General features: G+C 65.9%; 20 protein-coding genes. 12 read left to right on the top strand and 8 right to left on the bottom strand.

Annotation, left to right across the window (positions count from 1 at the left end; all coding sequences use genetic code 11):
• Nucleotide 1: 1 nt before the first annotated feature.
• The 7 genes from AC5QPF_RS30695 to fliF form a co-directional block, all read right to left on the bottom strand.
• Entirely contained in the window at nucleotides 2-466 is a 465-nt protein-coding gene (locus tag AC5QPF_RS30695; protein WP_494961315.1) for a flagellar basal body-associated FliL family protein, read from the bottom strand.
• 154 nt (nucleotides 467-620) lie between these two features.
• Nucleotides 621-1,781 carry a flagellar hook-length control protein FliK gene (locus tag AC5QPF_RS30690; RefSeq protein WP_494961314.1) on the bottom strand — a complete coding sequence of 387 codons (1,161 nt, stop codon included), beginning with the start codon at nucleotides 1,779-1,781 and terminating at the stop codon, nucleotides 621-623.
• An 8-nt stretch (nucleotides 1,782-1,789) separates the two neighbouring features.
• A complete protein-coding gene (gene fliJ, locus AC5QPF_RS30685) occupies nucleotides 1,790-2,239 on the bottom strand; it encodes a flagellar export protein FliJ (protein ID WP_494961313.1) in 450 nt (149 codons plus the stop codon).
• Between the two features lie 117 nt (nucleotides 2,240-2,356).
• Complete coding sequence (fliI, locus tag AC5QPF_RS30680; protein ID WP_494961312.1) at nucleotides 2,357-3,745, bottom strand: flagellar protein export ATPase FliI; 1,389 nt, start codon at nucleotides 3,743-3,745, stop codon at nucleotides 2,357-2,359.
• On the bottom strand, nucleotides 3,724-4,413 hold the full coding sequence (locus AC5QPF_RS30675; RefSeq protein WP_494961311.1) for a FliH/SctL family protein: 690 nt from the start codon (nucleotides 4,411-4,413) through the stop codon (nucleotides 3,724-3,726). Before AC5QPF_RS30675 ends, fliI begins: the two co-directional genes overlap by 22 nt.
• Complete coding sequence (gene fliG / locus AC5QPF_RS30670; protein WP_494961310.1) at nucleotides 4,400-5,398, bottom strand: flagellar motor switch protein FliG; 999 nt, start codon at nucleotides 5,396-5,398, stop codon at nucleotides 4,400-4,402. The genes AC5QPF_RS30675 and fliG overlap by 14 nt, the downstream gene beginning before the upstream one ends.
• Nucleotides 5,391-7,088 carry a flagellar basal-body MS-ring/collar protein FliF gene (gene fliF, locus AC5QPF_RS30665; protein WP_494961309.1) on the bottom strand — a complete coding sequence of 566 codons (1,698 nt, stop codon included), beginning with the start codon at nucleotides 7,086-7,088 and terminating at the stop codon, nucleotides 5,391-5,393. The genes fliG and fliF overlap by 8 nt, the downstream gene beginning before the upstream one ends.
• A 152-nt stretch (nucleotides 7,089-7,240) precedes the next feature.
• Between fliF and fliE the strand changes: the two genes are divergently transcribed.
• The 12 genes from fliE (at nucleotide 7,241) to AC5QPF_RS30605 (ending at nucleotide 18,577) form a co-directional block, all read left to right on the top strand.
• A complete protein-coding gene (gene fliE, locus AC5QPF_RS30660) occupies nucleotides 7,241-7,558 on the top strand; it encodes a flagellar hook-basal body complex protein FliE (protein WP_494961308.1) in 318 nt (105 codons plus the stop codon).
• Between the two features lie 111 nt (nucleotides 7,559-7,669).
• Nucleotides 7,670-9,061: a flagellar filament capping protein FliD gene (gene fliD / locus AC5QPF_RS30655; RefSeq protein ID WP_494961307.1), complete on the top strand. Its 1,392-nt coding sequence runs from the start codon at nucleotides 7,670-7,672 to the stop codon at nucleotides 9,059-9,061.
• Nucleotides 9,062-9,085: 24 nt separating this feature from the next.
• Complete coding sequence (gene fliS / locus AC5QPF_RS30650) at nucleotides 9,086-9,481, top strand: flagellar export chaperone FliS (RefSeq protein ID WP_494961306.1); 396 nt, start codon at nucleotides 9,086-9,088, stop codon at nucleotides 9,479-9,481.
• 8 nt (nucleotides 9,482-9,489) lie between these two features.
• Nucleotides 9,490-9,855 (top strand): flagellar protein FliT, encoded by a 366-nt coding sequence (locus AC5QPF_RS30645; RefSeq protein ID WP_494961305.1) that lies wholly within the window; start codon nucleotides 9,490-9,492, stop codon nucleotides 9,853-9,855.
• Between the two features lie 326 nt (nucleotides 9,856-10,181).
• Nucleotides 10,182-10,517, top strand: coding sequence for a flagellar transcriptional regulator FlhD (gene flhD / locus AC5QPF_RS30640; RefSeq protein ID WP_494961304.1), 336 nt, complete (start codon nucleotides 10,182-10,184; stop codon nucleotides 10,515-10,517).
• Between the two features lie 4 nt (nucleotides 10,518-10,521).
• Nucleotides 10,522-11,088 carry a flagellar transcriptional regulator FlhC gene (gene flhC, locus AC5QPF_RS30635; RefSeq protein WP_494961303.1) on the top strand — a complete coding sequence of 189 codons (567 nt, stop codon included), beginning with the start codon at nucleotides 10,522-10,524 and terminating at the stop codon, nucleotides 11,086-11,088.
• A gap of 102 nt (nucleotides 11,089-11,190) precedes the next feature.
• Entirely contained in the window at nucleotides 11,191-12,069 is an 879-nt protein-coding gene (gene motA, locus AC5QPF_RS30630; protein WP_494961302.1) for a flagellar motor stator protein MotA, read from the top strand.
• Nucleotides 12,066-12,923: a flagellar motor protein MotB gene (motB, locus tag AC5QPF_RS30625; protein ID WP_494961301.1), complete on the top strand. Its 858-nt coding sequence runs from the start codon at nucleotides 12,066-12,068 to the stop codon at nucleotides 12,921-12,923. Before motA ends, motB begins: the two co-directional genes overlap by 4 nt.
• 150 nt (nucleotides 12,924-13,073) lie before the next feature.
• The gene (flhB, locus tag AC5QPF_RS30620) at nucleotides 13,074-14,243 is read left to right on the top strand and encodes a flagellar biosynthesis protein FlhB (protein ID WP_494961300.1); all 1,170 of its coding nucleotides are present in this window, start codon (nucleotides 13,074-13,076) and stop codon (nucleotides 14,241-14,243) included.
• A complete protein-coding gene (flhA, locus tag AC5QPF_RS30615) occupies nucleotides 14,240-16,333 on the top strand; it encodes a flagellar biosynthesis protein FlhA (RefSeq protein WP_494961299.1) in 2,094 nt (697 codons plus the stop codon). Before flhB ends, flhA begins: the two co-directional genes overlap by 4 nt.
• 140 nt (nucleotides 16,334-16,473) lie before the next feature.
• Nucleotides 16,474-17,166 (top strand): RNA polymerase sigma factor FliA, encoded by a 693-nt coding sequence (locus AC5QPF_RS30610; protein ID WP_494961298.1) that lies wholly within the window; start codon nucleotides 16,474-16,476, stop codon nucleotides 17,164-17,166.
• Nucleotides 17,167-17,254: 88 nt separating this feature from the next.
• The gene (locus tag AC5QPF_RS30605) at nucleotides 17,255-18,577 is read left to right on the top strand and encodes a nucleotide sugar dehydrogenase (protein WP_494961297.1); all 1,323 of its coding nucleotides are present in this window, start codon (nucleotides 17,255-17,257) and stop codon (nucleotides 18,575-18,577) included.
• 90 nt (nucleotides 18,578-18,667) lie between these two features.
• On the opposite strand, the gene AC5QPF_RS30600 is transcribed toward AC5QPF_RS30605, so the two are convergent.
• Nucleotides 18,668-22,048, bottom strand: coding sequence for an O-linked N-acetylglucosamine transferase family protein (locus AC5QPF_RS30600; RefSeq protein ID WP_494961296.1), 3,381 nt, complete (start codon nucleotides 22,046-22,048; stop codon nucleotides 18,668-18,670).
• Between the last annotated feature and the right edge of the window lie 117 nt (nucleotides 22,049-22,165).

The following is a 22,165-nucleotide window of genomic DNA, read 5'->3' as shown; positions in this document are numbered from 1 at the left end:
CTTACTGCACGATGAAGTCGGTGTAGAGCACACCGAGCAGCGCCACATCGGGCTGCAGGCTGCCCAGGCTTGTGCGCAGCAGGTCGAGGATGCGCGCCGCCAGCGCCTCTTTGCCCTGGGGCGTGGCCAGGGCCGTGCTGTCCTGGCCGCTGAGCACGGTAAGCAGTTGGCTGCGGATTTTCGGCATGTACAGCTCGATAAGCTTGCGCGTGCCTTCGTTGCCCACTTCGAGGCTGAAGCCGACGTAGAGCATGTTCGATTCGTCGCGGTCGTTGCGCAGGTTGACGGTCATCGGTGCGACGGTCACCAGCAACGGGGCCTGGGGTGGGGCCACCTCGGTCCGGGGTGCCTGGACAATGGCTCGCTCGCGCATCACGTAGGTGTACACGCCCGCGGAACTGGCCGCCGCGGCGACCAGGGCCAATGGAATGAACCAGAGCCAGATCTTCTTGGAGGGGGTGGGCATCGACAGCGGCCTTGGGAATGAGTCTGGGCGCGAGTATGAACAGCGGGTGGGGGGCGCGAAGGGGCGATAAGCGTGGGTTCGGGGCGTTTCTTTGGGGCTTTGGTTGGTTGGCGCGGGACCCTGTGGGAGCTGGCAAGCCAGCGACCACAGGGTTCTAGAGGTACAGGTCGACGCCCATGCCGGTCACGGGCAGGGGCTGTGCGTGGACTACTTCAGTGCCAACCGTAGCGCGAGGCTGGCGCGACCCACCGCCCGGCGACTCCCGCCGCGGCTGTTCGCCGCTGGCCTGGCGCGAGGCGCCGTCGTTGACCGAGGCTTCGCCGAGGGTCAGCCCCTGCGATGCCAGGGCCATCTGCAATTGCGGCAGCGCCTGCTCCACCGCCGCCCGCACCGATGCATGCACCGACTGGAACTGCGCCTGCACGCCGGTATCGCCGACGTTCAGGCTGATCGACAACGGGCCGAGGTCGGACGGATTCAGTTGCATGTCCACCTGCTGGTCGCCACGGCGAACCATGGCGACTACCTGTTGGCCGAGATCCTCCTGCCAGGCACTGGTACCCAGCGCCGGCGTCGGCAGCGGAGTGTCTTCGAGGGTGATGGGGTTGCTGGTGATGCTGACCGGCGCAAGGACTGTCGGCACCTCCGTGGAGGTTCGCGGCGATGGCGTATCGAGACGGGTGCTGGCGGTTTCGTGGAGCGGCTTTTCGACCGCTTCGACGACCTCGACTGCGCTGCTCGCAACCGGGCTCGCCTCGATCTCCGGGGTGTCCGCCTCGGGCGGCGACCACTCCACCGCCGTAGGCTGTGGGCTGATGTCGCTGTCATCGGGTTCGGGTGTGGCTGGCGCAGGCTCTGCCGGTGGCGCCTGCACTGGCACGACCAGCGCGGCATAGGCCAACTGCCCGGCATTGTCGATCAGGTCCAGGCGCTGGCGAATGGCGTCCAGCGGGTCCTTGGATTGTTCGGCGATGTCGTCGCTCTTCGTCTCGTCGTCCGTCTGGCTGAGTGGCGCCGTCGGCTCCGGCTCATCGGGCAGTGGCTCCGCTTCTTCGATGACGGGAGTTTCGGCCACCACTGGCAAGGGTGCCGGCGGTGTGGCGTTTTCCTGTGGCAGGACCGGAGCAGGTGTTTCGCTCGCCTGTACAAGCTCAGGCGGGATCGCCACCAGCGGCAGCGGGGCAGGGGTGTCTACCGGTGCCTGCACCTGGCTCAGCGCCTCGGCGAACGAAGTCGTCCCGACGTCGCCAGTGGTTTCCGGCACTTCGGCCTGTGGCGTCGGGCTCACGGGAGCGATGGTGGCAAGAATGTCCATGAGCGCGTCTACAGACCTCTGAACGAATGGTGACGGGTACGACTGGCTATTTCATCGGTGCGCCGCTGGTCGGCGCGGCCGGCGAGCAGGCGTTCCTGCTCCAGGCGCCGGGCCAGCAGGGTTTCCAGTGCGTTGACCTTGCGCCAGGCCTGGCGCCAGCTGTCCTGGTGCTGGGCGACCAGGGTGCGGTGGCGGGCCAGGTTGTTTTCGGCGCGCTCGATCGCCCCTTCCAGGGATTTCAGGAAACCGCGGTAGTTGGCCAGGGTGGCCGGATCCATGCCGGCGCCGAGCAGTTCCTGCTGCAGGCCCTGGCGGTATTCGCGCTGGTAGCCGTCGAGGGCGCGCAACTGCTCGGCCATCTGCTGCTCGGCCCGGCGTGCCTGGGCCAGCGCGGTGGCGGCGGTTTCCCGGGCGCGGGCGGTGAGTTCGACGAGAAGCTGGAGGGATTCATGGGCCATGCCGATCACTCAAGGATTGCGCGGTCCCTTGTGGGAGCGGGTTTACCCGCGATTGCGGTAGTGAGCCCACCACCGCAATCGCGGGTGAGCCCGCTCCCACAGGGTCCGCGTCAGTTTTCATTTGCCGGGGAACAGCAGGTTGAGGGCGGCAAGGGTGTCTTCCAGCGAGGTGCGCTCATGGGTGCGCTGCTGGAGAAACCGTTCGATATGCGGATACAGCCGCACCGCCTGGTCAAGCTGGGCATCGTGCCCTGGCGCATAGGCACCGACGCCGATCAGGTCGCGGTTGCGCTGGTAGCGTGATAGCGCCTGCTTGAGCTTTTGTGCCTTGCGTTGCTGGGGCTCGCCGACCACGGCACTCATCGCCCGGCTGATCGAGGCCTCGATATCGATGGCCGGATAATGACCACTCTCGGCCAGATGCCGCGACAACACGATATGCCCGTCGAGAATCGCCCGCGCCGAGTCGGCGATGGGGTCCTGCTGGTCGTCACCCTCGCTGAGCACGGTATAGAACGCCGTGATCGAACCGCCGCCCCGTGGCCCGTTGCCCGTGCGCTCCACCAGTTTCGGCAGCTTGGCGAACACCGACGGTGGATAGCCCTTGGTCGCCGGTGGCTCGCCCAGGGCCAGGGCGATCTCGCGCTGGGCCATGGCATAGCGGGTCAGGGAGTCCATGATCAGCAGCACGTCCTTGCCCTGGTCGCGGAAGTCCTCGGCCAGGCGCGTGGCATAGGCGGCGCCCTGCAGGCGTTGCAGCGGCGAGGCATCCGCCGGCGCGGCGACCACCACCGAGCGGCTCAGGCCTTCCTCGCCGAGAATGCTGTCGATGAAATCCTGCACCTCGCGGCCCCGCTCGCCGATCAGCCCGACCACCACCACGTCGGCGCGGGTATAGCGCGCCATCATCCCCAGTAGTACCGACTTGCCGACGCCGGAGCCGGCGAACAGACCCAAGCGCTGGCCGCGACCGACGCTTAGCAGGGCATTGATGGCGCGGATGCCGACATCGATCTGACGGTCGATGGGCGCCCTTTGCAGTGGGTTGATCGGCTGGCCGTGCAGGCTGCCGCGCGGCGTGGCCGGTAGCGGCCCCTTGCCGTCGAGAGGCTTGCCGCCGCTGTCCAGCACCCGGCCGAGCAGGGCCATGCCCAGCGGCACCGGACGCCCGCCATCGCTGGCCCCTGGCTCGTCGGCCAGGGCGAAGACCCGGGCGCCGGATTGCAGGCCGTGGATTTCCTCCAGCGGCATCAGGTACAGGACGTCACCGGCGAAACCGACCACCTCGGCTTCGGCGAAGACCGCGTCGTTGCGTTCGATACGGCAACCCGCCCCCAACGGCAGGCGCAGGCCCACCGCCTCCAGCACCAGGCCGGTGGCGCGGGTGATGCGTCCGCTGCGGCGATAGGCCGGTACTTGCAGCGCGGCGCCGGAAAGGGCTTCCAGCCCGCGACCCCAGCGGCGCAGGTGCGGGTTGTCGTGATTCATGGCGCGTCGAGCAGCCATTGGCCGGCATCATTGAACATGGCTTCGCGGGTCTGCCGGGTCGCGTCCAGCTCGCCGGCCGCACTGGTGACGCGACAGCCACCGGGCAGGATCGCCGGATCGGCGCGCAGGCTCCAGCCCGCGGCCTCCAGATCCTCGCCCAGGCTGCTTTCCACCCAGGGCAGGTCGTCCGGGTTCAGGCTCAGGCGTGGCTTGCCGCTCAGGTGCGGTTCGCTGGCGAGCATCTGTCGCACCAGCACTTCCACCTGCGCCGGCTGCACGGCCAGCGTTTCACCGGCCAGGCGCGCGGCGAGGTCGAGGGCGACCCGGCCGACCTGCCCGGCGAGCAACCCGTCGACCTCGTGCAGGGCGGCATCGAAGGACTGGTACAGGGTGCGCAGCGGTTCCAGGGTCTGCCGCACCTGTTCGCGCAGTTCCTCGGCGGCCGCCGCGCGACCCTCTTCCAGGCCCACGGCATAGCCTTGCTCGCGGCCTTCGGCATGGCCGAGCTGGCGGGCCTCGGCCAGCGCCTCGTTGCGCTGCCGCTCCAGTTCCAGGCGCTGCGCGAACGCGCGCCGGCGCAGGCGTTCGCGCTGGGCGGCATGGGCCTCGTCGGCAGCGACGTCGCCGCTGCCCAAGGGTTCCATCTGCCAGGGTTTCCAGCGGGCCATGGCTTCAGACATAGGCATCGTCGCCCCGTGCGGTCACCATCTCGCCGGTTTCGGACAGGCGCCGCACCACCTGGAGGATGGTCTTCTGCTCGATCTCGATCTGCGACATGCGCATCGGCCCGCGGGCCTCCATGTCCTCGCGGAACAGCACCGAGGCACGCTGCGACATGTTGCGCAGGAAGCGCTCCATAAGCGGTTCGGAGGCGCCCTTGAGGGCGATGGCCAGGGAGTTGCTGTCAATGTTCTGCAGCAGCGTCTGGATGCTGCGGTCGTCGACGTCGGCCAGGTTCTCGAAGAGGAACATCTCGTCGAGGATCTTCTGCGCCAGGTCGGCGCTGTGGTTGCGCAGGCTGTCGATGGCTGAGGATTCGTGGCTGGTACTCATCAGGTTGAGGATTTCCGCCGCCGCTCTCACGCCGCCCATCTTGCTGCGCTTGAGGCTCTGGCCGTCGAGCATCACGCCGAGCACTTCGGTCAGCTCGTGCAGGGCCACCGGCTGCACGCCGCTGAAGGTGGCGATACGCAGGACGATGTCGTTGCGCAGTCGCTCCGGCAGCAATTGCAGGATCGCCGAGGCCTGGCCGCGCTCCAGGTGGACGAGGATGGTGGCGACGATCTGCGGATGCTCGTCGCGGATCATCTCCGTGACCACGGCGGCTTCCATCAGGTTGAGCTTGTCGATGCCGGAGCCGGTATTGGTGGTTTCCAGGATGTCGTCGATCAGGCTGGCGGCGCGTTCGCTGCCCAGGGCCTTGGTCAGCACGGCGCGGATATGGTCGCTGCTCTGGATGCTGATGGCCGCGTACTGCTCGGTCTCGTCCATGAACTCGGAGAGCACCTGGCGCATTTCCTCGTGGGACACCTGGCTGAGCCGGGCCATTTCCAGACTGATGGTCTCCACGTCCTCGCCGGGCAGGTACTTGAGCACCTCGGCGGCGCTGTCGGCATCCAGCGACAGCAGGAGAATTGCGCTGCGGCGCGGGCCGCTGATCTTGTTACTCATGCTTCTTCATCCAGCCTCGCACGATCATCGCCACCAGGCGCGGGTCTTCTCCGGCGAGCCGCTTGAGGCTTTCCAGGTTCTGTTCGTAGAGGGCCGACTTGCGTGGCAGCGCCGGACGCGCGGTGCCGTCCTGGCCGACCACCAGGTTGTCGCTGCCGCGCGGGGCGGGGGCCATGACGGCATCGTCGTCGTCCAGGGTCATCAGGTCGGTGCCGGTGCTGTTGCGCCGCTGCATGGGCTTGAGCACGAACTTCCACAGGGTCAGTGCGGCCAGGCCCACCAGCAGGTAGCGCAGCACGCCCATGGTCAGGTTGTAGGCCTCCGGGGTCTTCCACCACGGCTGTTCGTCGAGGTGCTCGGTTTCTTCCACGAAGGGGCTGTTGAGCACTTGCAGGGTGTCGCCGCGCTTTTCGTCGAAACCCATGGCCTGGCGCACCAGGTCGTTGATGCCGGCCAGTTCTTCCTTGCTCAGCGCTTCGGTGCTGCTGGTGCCGTCCTTGACCACGGTGCGGTAGTTGACCACCACCGCGGCGGTCAGGCGCTGCACGCCGCCCAGGCTGGACTTGGCGTGCTCGATGGTGCGGTCGACCTCGTAGTTGGTCATCCGCTCGCTTTGCAGCGGCCGCGTGGACTCGTTGCTGGCGGTCTCGTTGCTGGTGCTGGAAGACGGCGGCGTGGCTTTGGTCGGCGGCGGTGTGTTGGGGGGTGAGTTGGTCAGCGCGCCCGGCACACCCTTGGCGCTATCGCCGGCCTGGCTCATGCGTTCGGAGGTCTGCTGGCTGCGCACCGCGGCGCTTTTCTCGTCCTGGTTGGGAGCGTAGCGCTCGGCGGTGCTCTCGCGGGTCGAGAAATCGATCTGCGCGGTGACCCGGGCATGCACGTTATGGCTGCCCAGCAATGGCGCAAGGATGTCCTCGATGCGCTGCTGGTAGATGCGCTCGATCTCGCCGACATAGTCCAGTTGCGAGCCGTCGAGGCCGTTGCCGCTTTGACTGCGCGAGAGCAGGCGACCGTTCTGGTCGACCACGGTGACGCCGTCCACCGACAGCCCGGGCACGCTGGAGGTGACCAGGTGGATGATCGCGCTGACCTGGCCCTGACCCAGTTCGCGGCCGGCCTGCAGGCTCAGCGCCACCGAGGCGCGGGCCGCTTCGCGGTCACGGGCGAACACCGAATCCTTGGCCATCACCAGGTGTACCCGGGCGCGGGACACCGGGCCGAGGGATTCGATGGTCCGCGCCAGCTCGCCTTCCAGACCGCGCTGGTAATTGAGGTGCTCGGCGAACTGGCTGATGCCGAAGGCCTGCTTGTCGAGCAGTTCGAAGCCGACGTTGCCGCCCTTTGGCAGGCCCTGTTCGGCCAGTTGCAGGCGCAGGGAGTTCATCCGTTCCGCCGGGACCAGGATGGTGTGGCCGCCTTCGCCCAGACGATAGGGCACGTTGCGCTTGTCCAGTTCGCCGATGACCTGGCCGCCGTCGGCCTCGGAAAGGTTGGAGAACAGCACCCGGTACTCCGGCTCCCGCGCCCACAGTAGCAGGGCCACCAGCACCGCCACGGCGGCGGCGCCGGCCAGCAGCAGCGGCAGCATCGGGCGCCCGCGCAGCAACGCCGACAGCGCGTCGACCGGGCTGGCGGGAAGGGGGATCGGCAGGTTCTTTTTCGCGGCCTTGGCCTGGGCGGCAGTAGTCACGCGTACCTCGCGGGATGGACTTGGGCGCATTCTGGTGAATGGCTTGGCGGGCAAAGGGCGGAAAAGCCTGCTGTTTTGCGGTCAATTGGGCGGATTCGCCGGGGCGCGGCCTTGCTAATCTGCGCGCAGTCGTCAGTCACGAGCACCGCACCATGACCCCGCAAGCCCTAGTCGATGTCGTGCAACAGATGAACAGCCTCGCCGAACAGGCCCAGGGCGTCAGTGCGACGGGTGCGGGCGCAGCCATGAGTGGCTTTGCCGGCGAACTGGAAGCTTCGCTGCAGCGCATCAACCGCCTGCAGCAGACCGCCAGCCACCAGGCCAATGCGTTCCAGGCTGGCAGCAGCGAGGTATCGCTGGTGGACGTGATGGCCGATTCGCAGAAGGCCAGCGTGGCCTTCCAGATGGGTGTGCAGGTGCGAAACCGGCTGTTGACGGCCTACAAGGACGTGATGGCCCTGCAGGTCTGAAAATATTTTCGTAGTCGCTCCAAAGGCACCCTAAAGACGAGGCAAGCGATTGCCGATGTTGCGCCCGAAGGTACCCCGCCAGCCGGTCAGCACATCAGGACGGATACGCACATGACGACGACTACCAGCTCTACCTCTACTGCAACGATTACCTCGCTGGGCGTCGGCTCGGGCCTCGACCTGGACAGCATCCTGGAGAGCCTGGAAGAGTCCAAGACCGCCAGCCTGCTGGACCCGATCACGGCCCAGGAAGAGTCGGTGCAGGCGGAAATCTCGGCCTACGGCACCCTGACCAGCGCGCTGACCACCTTGCAGACCGCCGCCGAGGCGCTGTCCAAGGCCAGCCTGTACCAGACCCTGACCACCAGTGTTTCCGGCAGCGGCGTGGCGGTCTCGACCACCAGTGACGCGGTGGCCGGCAACTACAGCATCGAGGTGACCCAACTGGCCCAGGCGCAGAGCCTGGCGACCACGGGCATCAGCTCCACCAGCACGACCCTGGGCACCGGCACCCTGAGCCTGCAGGTCGGCGACGGCGACGCGGTGTCGATCACCCTCGATAGCAGCAACAACACCCTGGCCGGCCTGCGCGACGCGATCAACGCGGCGGATGCCGGCATCACCGCGACCCTGGTCAACGACGGCAGCGACACGCCATACCGCCTGGTGCTGACTTCGCAAAGCACCGGCACCGCCTCGGAGATGACCGTCAGCTATAGCAGCGACGACAGTTCCGACCTGGCCTCGTCGCTGTTCGGCGACAACCTGACGGAAACGGTCGCGGCGAAGGACGCGACGCTGAACATCAACGGTATCGCCATCACCAGCCAGAGCAATACCGTGGCGGGCGCGCTGCAGGGCGTGACCCTGACCCTGAGCGCCACCGGCAGCGCGCAGACCCTGACGGTCAAGCGCGACACCGACAAGATCCTCGACGCCATCACCACCTTCGTCGATGCCTACAACAGCTTCGTCTCCAGCGTCGACACGCTCACCGCGTACGACGCCGACTCTGGCAGCGCCGGCGAACTGCTGGGCGACTCGACCACGCGGCGCATCAGCACGCAACTGGCCAGCGACCTGTACAGCCAGATCGGCAGCGGCACCTTCACCTATCTGTCGCAGTTGGGCATTGGCCTGGAATCCGACGGCACCCTGTCGATCGACGACGACAAGCTGCAAAGCGCACTGGACGACAACATCGACGCGGTCTCGCAATTCTTCATCGGCAGCGACGGCAAGTCCGGCTTCATCACGCGCATGACCGATCACCTGGACAGCTACCTGGACGAGGACGACGGCCTGATCGCCGCCCGTACCGACAGCCTGGCGTCCAAGCTCGACCAACTGGAAGAACGCTACGAGGACAAGCAGGCGCTGATCGACGCCGAAATGGAGCGCTGGCGCGACCAGTTCACCCAGCTCGACACGCTGATCTCGACCCTGACGTCGACCGCCGACTACCTCACCACCCAATTCGAGGCCTTGAACAGCAATGACTGATAATCCCGCGATGGAGCGTGCCTGATGTTTTCGCCCCAGGACGCAAGCGCCTATGCCCGGGTCGGCCTGGAGAGCGGCATTCTTGCCGCCTCGCCGCACCAGCGCATCAGCATGCTGTTCGACCAGTACCAGGCTTCGATCCGCATGGCCCGCCTGCAGATGCAGGCCGGCAACGTCGCGGAAAAGGGCAAGGCGATCACCCGGGCGATCAATATCGTCAGCCGGGGATTGCGTGCATCGCTGGACATGCAGCAGGGCGGTGCCATCGCCCGGCAGCTCGACGATCTCTATGACTTCGTCGTACGCCTGCTGCTGCGTGCCCACCTGGAGAACGACGAAGCGTCCCTGAGCGCCGCTGCGGAGCTGTTGCAGCCCATTGCCGCGTCGTGGAAGGCGATTGGCCCGGAAATCGAGGAATAACGGTATTTATGTTGCAAGCTCAAGTGATCGCGGCCTACGAACGGCTGCTCGAACAGTCCCGGCGCATGCTCGAATGCGCGGAAAACGCCGACTGGGACGGCATCTTCGCGATCAAGTCGCAGGGACTGCTGGATGCCGCGAGCCTGCAACGCGCGGAGAGTCATGTCGAACTCGATGAGGCTGGGCAATTGCGCAAGCACGACCTGATCGTCGAGATACTTGAGTTGGATAGTCGGGTCAGCAGCCATTTGCATGCGCGACAGAATCACTTGGGTCAACTGATGCAGGTGACGCGTAATAAAGGTGAATTGAACAACGCATACCGTGTGGTTGGCGGACAGGTGATCGCCATGAACCAGCGCTTGTGCCAGTAGAGCCGATGACGGATCATGAGCAAGCTAACGAACCGGTTTACGGGTCCTAATGTAAGGTTTTCGTAAACTCGCTTGAACGGAACAACGAAAGTCTGCCCCTATCTGTTATCGAGCGAAACACTTGATACTTTAGGAAAAAACCAAAGAATTTTTCGATGCCCCGAAAGAGGGCGTCAGGAAGGCTGAGAACAATCGCCAGGCCGCATGTGGGCGGGCACCAGAACAATACGCCGGAGGCTTGCACACAGTGAGCCAGGGTACCGTCGTGTTTGTCCGGGCCGCTGCGACCTGTCGTGCGTTAGTAACTATCGAAGGGGGGGAGAAAGTTGCCAAACACCAATAACGACCTGGCGGATATCCAGGAATTGAATCTTTCCTACTTGCTGCTGGCGCAGAACTTGTTGCGCAAGGATCGTGAAGTAGCGATGTTCCGTCTGAAACTCAGCGACAACATGGCGGACTTGCTCACCAAGTTGAGCAGCAAGCAGATGACCCAGTTGTCGCGGATCAACCAATTGATCTGCCGACCCATCTTCGAGGAAGCGGAGCGTATTTCCCGGGCTCTGGACAACTCCCGCGAACTGGGAATGGTCGAGATGCATACCTCACTGCTGATGGCGGCTGCCGACCGGTCCTGCGACCTGCACAGCAGCGGTGGCTGAAATCATGTCGGAGAAAAGTCTGGTCGCCGAGATGCAGCAGGTGCATCTGGCCATCGAGTTGATCCAGCTGGGCGCGCGTCTGCAGGTTGTTGAGACCGAGACGTCCCTCAGCCGCGGGCGGCTCATCCGCCTGTACAAGGAGGTGCGTGGTGCGCCGCCGCCCAAGGGCATGTTGCCGTTTTCCACGGACTGGTTCGTGACCTGGCTGCCGAACATCCACTCCTCGCTCTTCTACAGCATCTATCGCAGCATGCTGGAGATTGGCGGGCACCGCATCGATGCCTTCATCAAGGCCTACCGCCTGTACCTGGAACATGCCGGCAGCCCGGACGACGAGCGCGTCCTCGGTCTGACCCGGGCCTGGACCCTGGTGCGCTTCGTCGAGAACGGCATGCTCGAACAGATCCGCTGTTGCTGCTGCTCCGGCGATTTCATCGCCCATTCGCACTCGCCCAAGCACAACTACGTCTGCGGCATCTGCCAGCCGCCGTCCCGCGCCGGCAAGACCCTCAAGCGCCGCGATATCGAACCTGAAGCCCTCGACAGCCTGCGACCGCTGCGCCAGCGCTGACTTCGGTCAGCCCGCAGCGCGGGAGCGGCAAAGTTTTCTCAAGACGCCCCTCGCGATTGCCGATCTTCAGCGGACTTTCACTGGAACCTGGGGAGCGGCGACGTGCTCATTCTGATCGGACTATTCGTGGCAGCGGCGTCGATATTCGGTGGTTTCGTGCTGTCCGGCGGCAGTCTCGGGCCGTTGTACCAGCCGACCGAGCTGCTGATGATCGCCGGCGCGGCCATCGGTGCCTTCATCGCCGCCAACAACGGCAAGGCGATCCGCGCCACCCTCGGCGCGGTGGGCAAGTTCAAACGCAGTGCCGGCTACGACAAGACGTTCTACCTGGAACTGCTGGCGATGATGTACGACTTGCTGAGCAAGGCTCGCCGCGAGAGCCTGCTGGCGGTGGAGCGGGATATCGACGACCCGCGGCAGAGCCCGGTGTTCTCCAAGTACCCGCGGTTGCTGGACGACCCGCTGGTGCTGGGCTTCATCGTCGATTACCTGCGCATCCTCATCAGCCTGTCGATCCAGCCCCATGAACTGGACGAGTTGATGCAGCACGAGATCGAGGAATTCGAGCACGAGGCGCACCTGCCGTCCGACGCGCTGTACAAGGTCAGCGATGGCCTGCCAGCGTTCGGCATCGTTGCCGCAGTGATGGGCGTGGTCAAGGCGCTCAGTGCGGTCAACGTCGGGCCCGACATGATGGGGCAGATGATCGCCCATGCCCTGGTCGGTACCTTCCTCGGAATCTACCTGGCCTATGGCGTGGTCGCGCCGCTGGCCTGTCGCATCGAGCGGCAGACCGCCGAGTCGACCAAGATGCTGCATTGCCTGCGGGTCACCCTGCTGGCCCATCTGCAAGGCATTCCGCCGCAGCTCTCGGTGGAGTTCGGGCGCAAGGCGCTGCACATCATCGAGCGGCCCGGCGCCGACGAGCTGGAGCAGTACGTGCGCGGCGGTGGCAGCCGGCCGGAGGTGGCCACGGCATGAGCGAACAGCCACTGATCATCCGGCGCAAGAAGAAGGGCGGCCACGGCCATCACGGCGGCGCCTGGAAGATCGCCTTCGCCGACTTCATGACCGCGCTGATGGCGCTGTTCCTCGTGCTCTGGGTGCTGTCCAACGCCGGCAAGGGCGACAAGGAGGCGATTGCCGAGTACTTCAGCACGCCGTTGCTGGTGGCCATGAGCAAGGGCGACAAGAACACCGCCAGCACCAGTGCGATACCGGGCGGGGGAACGGCGCCGAGCCTGTCCGAAGGCGAGATGGCGCGCAAGGCGCGACGGCCCAGCCATTTGTCGAGCGAGGAGCGCAAGCATCTGCAGGCCCTCAAGCAGCGGCTGGAAAGCGCCGTCGAGCGAGACCCGAAATTGCGCGAGCTGAAGCAGCAGATTGCGATCGAACTGAGCCCCGAGGGCTTGCGCGTGCAGTTGCTGGATACCGACAAGCGACCGATGTTCGAGCTGGGCAGCGCGCGGGTGGCGCCGTACATGAGCCAGGTGCTGCGTACCTTCGCCCCGGTGCTCAACGAGTTGCGCAACCGCATCCAGATCAGCGGGCATACCGACAGCCATCCGTATTCGGGCGGGGAGGCGACGTACAGCAACTGGGATTTGTCCGCCGACCGGGCCAAGGCCTCGCGGCAGGAACTGGTGGCGGGCGGGCTGGACCCGGACAAGCTGCTGCGCGTGTCGGGGATGTCGGATCGCATCCGTTTCCCGGGGGCCGGGCCCTATGACGCGGCGAACCGGCGGATCGAGATCATCGTGCTCGACAGCCGGGTGGCGGAGCGGATTCTGTCGCAGGAGGAGTACACCGCGCCGGATGAAACCCCAGCCCCTTGATGCGGTGCGATCCTTCGCAGGCAAGCCAGCTCAGAGTTCTGCAGTGCAATGCCGATCTGCGCAATAACCGAGCCTATGTGTGCTTGTTCACGGCATCGCCCGTTCAACCGGCAAGGAAAATGGTCTCAACCCCGCCTCCCTTGACCTCCCATGGCCGAAACCAGCACAGAAGACCGGACCGAAGCGGCCACCCAGCGCCGCATCGAGAAAGCCCGCGAAGAAGGCCAGGTTCCCCGTTCCCGCGAACTGAGCACCTTCATCATGCTGCTGGCCGGTGTCGGCGGACTGTGGACCATGGGCGGGCACCTGTACGACCGTATCGGCGGCATCGTCGAGCAGGCGCTGTTGTTCGACCGCGGCCAGTTGTTCGACACCTCGCGCATGCTCAGCACCTCCTGGACCCTCGGCCAGTCCGCACTGCTGGCCCTGGTGCCGTTCTTCGCCCTGATGATCTTCGCCGCCCTGGCTGCACCCGCCTTGATCGGCGGCCTGGTCATCACCGGCGGCGCCCTGCGCCCGCGTTTCTCCCGGCTCAACCCGGTCAGCGGCCTGGCGCGCCTGTTCTCGATGCAGGTACCGGTGGAACTGGCCAAGGCCATCGCCAAGGCCGGCCTGATCGGCACCGTGCTGTACCTGTTCCTCGACGCCCATATCGGCCAGTTGCTCGGCCTGCCCAAGCTGCCGCCGCAACAGGCGCTGGTCAGCCTGCTGGGCCTGACCGCCAAGTCCTGCGCCACCTGCGTCGGCGCGCTGATCGTGGTGGTCGGCATGGACACGCCCTATCAGCTCTGGACCTACGCCAAGAACCTGCGCATGACCAAGGAAGAAATCCGCCAGGAACACAAGAACTCCGATGGCGACCCCCACGTCAAGGCGCGCATCCGCCGCCTGCAGCAGGCCCGCGCGCGGCGGCGGATGATGAGCAAGGTGCCCAAGGCCGACGTGGTCATCACCAACCCCAGCCACTTTGCCGTGGCCCTGAGCTATCGCAAGGACAAGGACGGCGCGCCACGGGTGATCGCCAAGGGTGCCGACGCTGTGGCCCTGCGCATCCGCGAGATCGCCCTGGAACACGACCTGCCGATTCTTGAGGCGCCGCCGCTGGCCCGCGCCCTGTATTTCCACGTCGATCTCGACCGACTGATTCCCATGGAGCTGTACACCGTCGTCGCCGAGGTGGTGGCCTGGGCCATCCGCCTCAAGCGCGTCAGCGAGTACGGCGGGCCGCCACCGCCGGCGCCGCACAACCTGGACGTGCCCGAGGGCATGGACCAGCCTGGCCGCCGCGCCCGTCAACCTGAGGACTCCCCGACCCCATGAAAGGCCTGACCGCCCTGTTGCGCCGCGATACCTGGCCCGCCCGCGCCGACCTGAAGATCATGACCGGCCCGGTGCTGATCGTGCTCATTCTGTCGATGATGATCCTGCCGCTGCCGAGCTTCATCCTCGACCTGCTGTTCACCTTCAACATCGCCCTGGCGATCATGGTGCTGATCGTCAGCATGCTCACCGAGAAGCCCCTGGATTTCTCGGCGTTTCCCTCGGTGTTGCTATTCACCACGCTGCTGCGCTTGTCGCTCAACGTCGCTTCGACCCGGGTGATCCTGGTGCACGGGCACACCGGCACCGATGCGGCGGGCAAGGTCATCGAGGCCTTCGGCGAATTCCTCGTCGGCGGTAATTTCGCTGTGGGCCTGGCGCTGTTCCTGATCCTGGTGACCATCAACTTCATGGTGATCACCAAGGGTGCGGGGCGTATCGCTGAAGTCGGCGCGCGCTTCACTCTGGACTCGATGCCCGGCAAGCAGATGGCCATCGACGCCGACCTCAACGCTGGCCTGATCGGCGAGCCGGAAGCGCGCAAGCGGCGCAAGGAAGTGGCCCAGGAGGCGGACTTCTTCGGATCCATGGATGGTGCCAGCAAGTTTGTCCGTGGCGACGCTGTGGCCGGCCTGGTGATCATGGCCGTGTGCGTGGTCGGCGGCCTGGCCATCGGACTGTTGCAGCACGGCATGAGCTTCGCCGACGCCGCCCACACCTACACCATGCTGACCATCGGCGATGGCCTGGTGGCGCAGATTCCCGGGCTGGTCATCTCCATCGCCGCCGGTGTGATGGTGTCGCGGGTGAACACCGAGGAAGACGTCAGCCGGCAGATGGTCGGCCAGCTGTTCAGCCGGCCGAAGATGCTGATGATGACCGCCGGGGTCATGGGCCTGCTGGGCCTGGTGCCGGGCATGCCCAACCTGGTGTTCCTGCTGCTCACCGCGGCACTCGGCGGCTTGGGCTGGTGGCTGTCGCGCCAGGAGGAACACGCGGAGCAGACGCCGGCCGCCGTGGCCCTGCCCAAGTCCGCCGTGCAGAGCAGCGAGGCCAGCTGGGACGACGTCAAGCTGGTGGACACCCTGAGCCTGCGCGTCGGTCATCGCCTGATCCCGCTGGTGGACGTGCGCCAACAGGGCGAGCTGAGCACGCGGATCAAGAGCCTGCGCAAGAAGTTCGCCCAGGACATGGGCTTCCTGCCGCCGGTGATCCATGTCCGCGACCACCTGGAGCTGGCGCCCAACACCTACGTCATCAGCCTCAAGGGCGTGGAGATCGGTCGCGGCGAGATCTATCCCGGCAAGTGGCTGGCGATCAATCCCGGCAAGGTCACCGGCCAGTTGGACGGCAAGGAGGCGGTGGACCCGGCCTTCGGCCTGCCGGCGATCTGGATCGAGCCGAGCCTGCGCGAGCATGGGCAGATCTACGGCTACACCGTGGTCGACGCCAGTACCGTGGCCGCCACCCACCTCAACCACCTGCTGCACCAGCACGCCAAGGACATGCTCGGTCGCAGCGAGGTGCAGAAGCTGCTGGACAAGCTCGGCAGCGACGGCAAGAGCCTGGTCGAGGAGGTCGTGCCCAAGCTGCTGAGCCTGACCCACCTGCAGCGCATCCTGCAGAACCTGCTGGACGAAAACGTGCCGATCCGCGACCTGCGCACCATCCTCGACGCGCTGGTCGAGCACGGTGGCGTGCAACAGCCGCCGGATATCCAGGAGCTGACTGCGGTGGTGCGCGTCGCTCTCGGCCGCTCCATCGTCAACCAGTACTTCGGCAACAAGGCAGAGCTGCGGGTGATCGGCCTCGACTTCAACCTGGAGCAGGTAGTGCTGCAGGCGGTGGGCAACGGCGGCTCGCTGGAGCCGAGCCTGGCCGACACCCTGATGGAAGAAACCCGCAAGGCCCTCAAGCGTCAGGAGCTGGGCAACGACCCTGCGGTGCTGGTGGTGCCCAATCGCCTGCGCCCGGTGCTCTCGCGCTTCCTGCGCCGGCGCTTGCGCCAGCTGGCGGTGATCGCCCTGAGCGAGATCCCCGACGACCGCACCTTGCGCATCAGCAGCATCATCGGCGCGCAGCCCACATGAAGGTTCCTACCGGGACCGCGCGAGGCCACCCTAAGCGGCGAATACCCCGGGAAGTTCGGGGTTATTCGCCGCTTGGACGGCTCGGGGCCGGGCCGATAATCCCGGCGCATCGCCACTCTTGTTCTTCACGGGCACGCACGATGTATACGGCACAAGGCAGGATGTACCAGCAGGAGTTGCTCGAGCAGTACCTGCCCTTGGTCAAGCGTCATGCGCTGAACCTCAAGACCCGCTTGCCCCCCAGCATCGACCTGGACGACCTGATCCAGGCAGGCAGCATCGGCCTGCTCGACGCCATCACCCGCTACGACCAGGACCAGGGCACCACCTTCGGCACTTTCGTCATCCACCGCATCCGCGGGGCGATGATCGACGAGCTGCGTTCCCGCGACTGGGCGCCGCGCAGCGTGCGCCGCAACGCACGACTGCTGGAAACCACCCTGTCCAGCCTGGAACAGCGCCTCGGGCGCAGCGCCAGCGAACGGGAAATCGCCGCCGCCATGGGTTTGTCATTGGCCGAGTACCAGCAGTTGCTGTGCGAGACCAACGGCAGCCAGATGCTGCCCTTCGACCTGATGAGCGAAGAACACCTGCCCACCGCCGAAGCCCATGGCCGCAACCCGCTGCATGACCTGCTCGAAGCCAACAACCGCACGCGCCTGGTGCGTGCCATCGATACCCTTCCTGAACGCGAGCGCCTGCTGATGGCCCTGTATCACCAAGAAAAGCTAAACATGCGTGAGATCGGCCTGGTCCTGGAGATCAGCGAATCGCGGGTCTGCCAGTTGCACAGCCAGGCCATCGCCCGCCTGCGTTCGAAACTGGCGGACTGAAATACCCCGCCGCGACGGGCCTATCCGGGGCTTTGCCCGGACGCCCGGTTGCTAGCCTGTGGACCTGCCCTGGTCTGTAGGAAAACCCATGAAAATCAGCGTGTTTGGCTCCGGTTACGTGGGCCTGGTGGCGAGCGCGTGCCTGGCGGATGTCGGGCATGAGGTCCTGTGCATGGATGTCGATCCCTGGCGTATCGAATTGCTCGCCGCTGGCGAGGTGCCGATCCATGAGCCCGGGTTGAAGCGCCTGGTCGACGCCAACCTGCGAGCCGGGCGCCTGCGTTTCACTACCGTCGCCGCCGAGGCGGTGGCCTTCGCTGACCTGCTGTTCATCGCCGTGGGCACGCCGCCGGACGAGGACGGCTCGGCCGACCTGCAATACGTGCTGGCGGTGGCGCGGGATATCGGCCGCTACATGGACGACTACAAGGTGGTGGTGGGCAAGTCCACGGTGCCGGTCGGCACTGGCGAGCGGGTGCGCGCGGCCATTGCGGCGGAGCTGGCCAGTCGTGGACGCAAGCTGCCGTTCGAGGTGTGCTCGAATCCGGAATTCCTCAAGGAAGGCGCGGCCATAGAGGACTTCACCCGGGGGGCACGGATCGTCGTCGGCACTGATTCGGAAACGGTGCGGCGACTCATGCGCGAGTGTTATGCGCCGTACAACCGGCACCGCGACAAGCTGATGTTCATGAGTCTGCGCGCGGCAGAAATGACCAAGTACGCGGCCAACGCCATGCTCGCGACCAAGATCAGTTTCATGAACGAGATGGCTAACCTGGCCGAACATCTGCGGGTGGATATCGAGGAGGTGCGACAGGGCATCGGCAGCGATCCGCGGATTGGCTACGACTTCATCTATCCGGGGTGTGGTTATGGCGGGTCATGCTTTCCCAAGGATATCCAGGCGCTGAGCCGCAGTGCCCGGGAGGTGGGTTACGAGCCGCAGTTGCTCAGTGCCGTGGAAGCGATCAACCAGCGGCAGAAGGCCTCGCTGTTCCGCAAGCTTGAGCGGGCGCTGAACGGGCAGTTGCGCGGCAGGACCATTGCCGTGTGGGGGCTGGCGTTCAAGCCGGATACCGACGACATGCGCGCAGCGCCGAGCCGGGCGTTGATGGAGGCGTTGTGGCAATCCGGGGCCAGGGTGCAGGCCTATGATCCCGAGGCGATGATGGAATGTCGACGGATCTATGGCGAGCGCGATGACCTGCTGCTGGTGGATGACCGGATGCAGGCGGTGGACGGGGCGGATGCGTTGGTGATCTGCACTGAGTGGAAGGCGTTTCGCAGTGTCGATTTCCAGAGCTTGAGGCAGCGTTTGCGGGCGGCGCTGGTGATCGATGGGCGCAATCTGTATGAGCCGCGGGCGGCGGCGGATGCGGGGTTGACCTATCTGGCTGTTGGGCGCGGCTGATGGCCTCATCGCCGGCAACGCCGGCTCCCACAAGGACCGCGTACACCAGCGAACCTTGTGGGAGCCGGCGTTGCCGGCGATAGCGTCCGGTCAGGCACCACCGGAGTAAGCGACCTCATTGAAGCTGGCAACCAACCACGTCAGCTCTTCCCGCGGCACCCCCGCCATCGGCTGCACATCAAACCTGGCCATCCGCCCCACATACCCGGTCGGCTTCACCAGCCGCTCCACCACGTGATAGTGCGGCCGGTCCAGATAATCATCGAACAGCACGATGGTCGGCTTGCTCACCCGCAGGCAGGCGGTCACAAAGCAGGCAATCCGGAACCGCCCATCGATCAGGATCACATCCGGCGCCGCGAAGAACGGCTCGTCCCACACCTGCAGCGGATACTGGTGAAAGCGCTTCCACGCTCGCGCATCCTTCGGCCGCGCCCAGGCCCCCGTCGGCCCCACATCCACGGCATGGATTCGCGGCGGCGACGGCAGGTCCGCCCCTTCGATCCAGCGCTGCATGCCCCTGGCCCAGCGCAGGTCGTTCTCCACCGTGATTACCGTCTTGCCCGGCATGCGCCCGGCGAGGATGGTCGAACCGCCGCTGCCATATTCGAGAATCACCGAGGCTTCGGTATAGAGCTTGCGCACATAGCGCGCCACCTCTGCCGGGAAGGTCAGTTGCGGTTCCTCGAACGGTTTTTCCGGCGCTTGCGCCACCACGGCCGGAGGTGCGGACGCCTCCAGCCGGCAATGCCGGACATAGCGCCTGGCGACGTCTTCGTCGAGGTCCTTCAATACCTGAAGGGCCACGTCCTTGGCGTCGTAGACCGTGTGCAGCAGGAACGCCAGCTTGCGCCGCCGGTTCTCGTCGAGCCGCGCCAGGCGCTGCGCGTCCGGCAGAAACAGGGCATCGGCGCAGACCATGCGCGAGGAGGCGAACGCAGTGGGTTCGGCGGCCGCTTCCTGGTGCCGCAGGTCATGCAGGCGATGGAAGGCGAAGCCGAGCGCGGCCAGGCGCTGGCTCAGCGTGGCGAGGTCGGCCTGTCCAGCATGGGTTGGCACGAAGGCGATACGTGCCTGTACCAGCAGGGTGTCGGCCAGGGTGCGACGGCCATGGTCGAGCAGCGTCAGGCTGTCGTTGAGGTTGTCCAGCACCAGCCAGTCCACGGTGTCGAGGCCTTCGATGACATCCAGGCGGATCGTCGGTAGCGGCAGGCGTGCCAGGACTTGTGTCACGGGCCCCTGGGTTTCGTCGGCCAGAGGCTCCAGGGTGGCGCTCAGCGTCGGGTCGAGGCAGGCGCGCAAGGTCACCCCGCCGCCGTCTCCCAACGCCGTGTTGGCGTAGTAATGCAGTTCGCCCAGCTCGGCCAGCTGACGCGCATTGCCGATGCGGCTGGCCGGGTCGAAGGCGATGGTCGAGAGCACGCCGAGACGCTGCAGGGCGACGAAGCGAGGTGACGCCAGCAAGGTCGCGCCGTGGTCCAGCGCAACGATGCGGCCCTGGAACCTGAAGCTGAATCCGTCGTCCCTGGGCGGTGCGGGCGGATGCTGGATGGCCACGGGGTTATCTTCGCCCTCGAAGAAGGCGCTGCCCTCTTTGTCCAGGCTCAAGGCGGTCGCCGGCTGGTCCGCGCAGTAACGCTGCCAGATCGCCCGCAACGCGGTCCCCAGGTGTCCGGCGAAACGTGGGGCGTCGCACACCGGCGAGTTCATCAGCACTCGGCGCAGGAAGCTGCGGATCAGTGCCAGGTTCTTCAGGTCGCGGGCCAGCCCGGCGGCGCGCTGGACGTAGGTTTCCCAGCTGTCCACCACCAGCTCCGGCAGGCCGGCATTGACCAGGTGAGTGGCGGAGTGGCGCCCGGCGAAGGTGGGGCCGGGCAGGGTGATCACCGGCACCCCCATCAGCAGGGCCTCGCAGGTGGTCAGGCCGCCGGAGTATGGCCAGGGGTCGAGGGCGATATCGACGCGGTTGTAGCTGTCCAGCAGGTCGCGGTGACCCACGGGGCCTTCGACCATGACCCGCTCGGCCGCGATGCCATGCTGGCCGAGCACGGCGTACACGTGTTCACGCAGCTCTGGGTTGGCGAAGGCGCCACCCTTGAGCAGCAGGCGTGAGTCCGGCACGGTCTGGAGCACGTCCGCCCAATGCCCGAGCAGTTCGTCGTTGATCTTGGTCGGGTTGTTGAAGCAGCCGAAGGTGACGAAACCGTTGGCCTGCGCCGGTAGCGCCTTGATATCCGGAGCGTAGGGCGGTGGGTCGTAGCAGATGTAGTCGTCGGGCAGGCGGATCAGCTTCTCGGTGTAGAAGGCGTCATCGCCGCGCGGTGATTCGATGCCGTCGCTGAGCAGGTAGTCGATGGCCTCCAGGCCTGTGGTGTTGATCAGGCCGCCGACCCATTTCACCAACAGTGGCGCCGGCTGCAGGGCCATGGTGCCCATGCGGTTGCCGGCGTTGTGGCCGCTGAGGTCGATGAGGATGTCGATGCGGTCGTCCTGGATCTGTTGCACCAGTTGCTGCGTGTCCATGTGGCGGATCGCCCGCCAGTCAGCGATCCGGGCGCGGATGCGCTTGGTCAGGTGGTCGTTGACCTGGCTGCTGCTGTAGGCGAACAGCTGGAACTGGTGGCGTGGCAGGTGTTCCAGCACGCCGACGATCATGTTGCCCACCGGGTGCTGGCGCAGGCCGTCGGAAACCAGGCCGACGCGCAGCAGGCGATCCGGAGCCAGGTTGTCCGGACGCGGGCGCTCTGGCACCGAGGTCGGGCCGAAGCGGGTCTGCCATTCCTTGCACACCTCGAAGATGTAATCGCGGTTCTGGTTCGGGTCGTAGTGCAGGGTGGTGAGGCGGTTGGAGTAGGGCAGCACGTCCTTGCGCCCGGCCAGGTCGATGGCCTTGCGGTAGTGCTCGTCGGCCTGCCCCAGTTGGCCGATGTCCTTGTACAGGTTGGCGAGGTTGTTCCAGTGGCTGTAGTCACCCGGCTCGCGCTTGATCAGCGTGGTGAACACTGCGATGGCTTCGCCATGGCGGTCGAGACGGTTGAGGATCAGGCCCTTGCGCGACAGCAGGCGGCAATGGTCAGGCTGCTGCGCCAGCGCCTGGTCGATATGCCGCAGTGCGGGTTCGAAGCGGCCTTTCTCGAAGTACAGGGTAGCCAGGCGATGATGGGCCGGTCCGAAGTCCGGATCGACGTCGAGGGCGCGTACGGCGAGGCTTTCGGCGCGCTCGGCGTCACCCAGCTTTTGCGCGGCCTTGGCCACCAGTTCCAGCGCTTGTGGATCGTCCGGCAGCAGTTGCAGGGCCTGCTCGAAACTGGCCAGGGCCTGCGTCGGTTCTGCACTCAGTTGCAGGTTGCCGAGAGCCTGCCAGGCACCGGCATCGTCGGGGCGGCGCTGGCACAGGCGGCGGGCCTGGGCGAGGTCGAGCGGGGCGGCTTGGCGGTGCTGGGGAGGACGGGCGCGCTGGGGCTTGGACATGGGGATCGGCCTTGTGGCGAAGGGGGAGTCGAGCGGGAATGCTAGCGCTGCGAGGGGAGGGGCAAAGCGTGGATAAAGCTGTTGCCGAGTGGAGTTGGGGCCGCTTTGCGGCCCTTC

The organism is Pseudomonas sp. Con_6 (assembly GCF_059379395.1).
The sequence above is the reverse complement of the archived record's forward strand: the minus strand, read 5'-3'. Positions and strand labels throughout refer to the sequence as shown.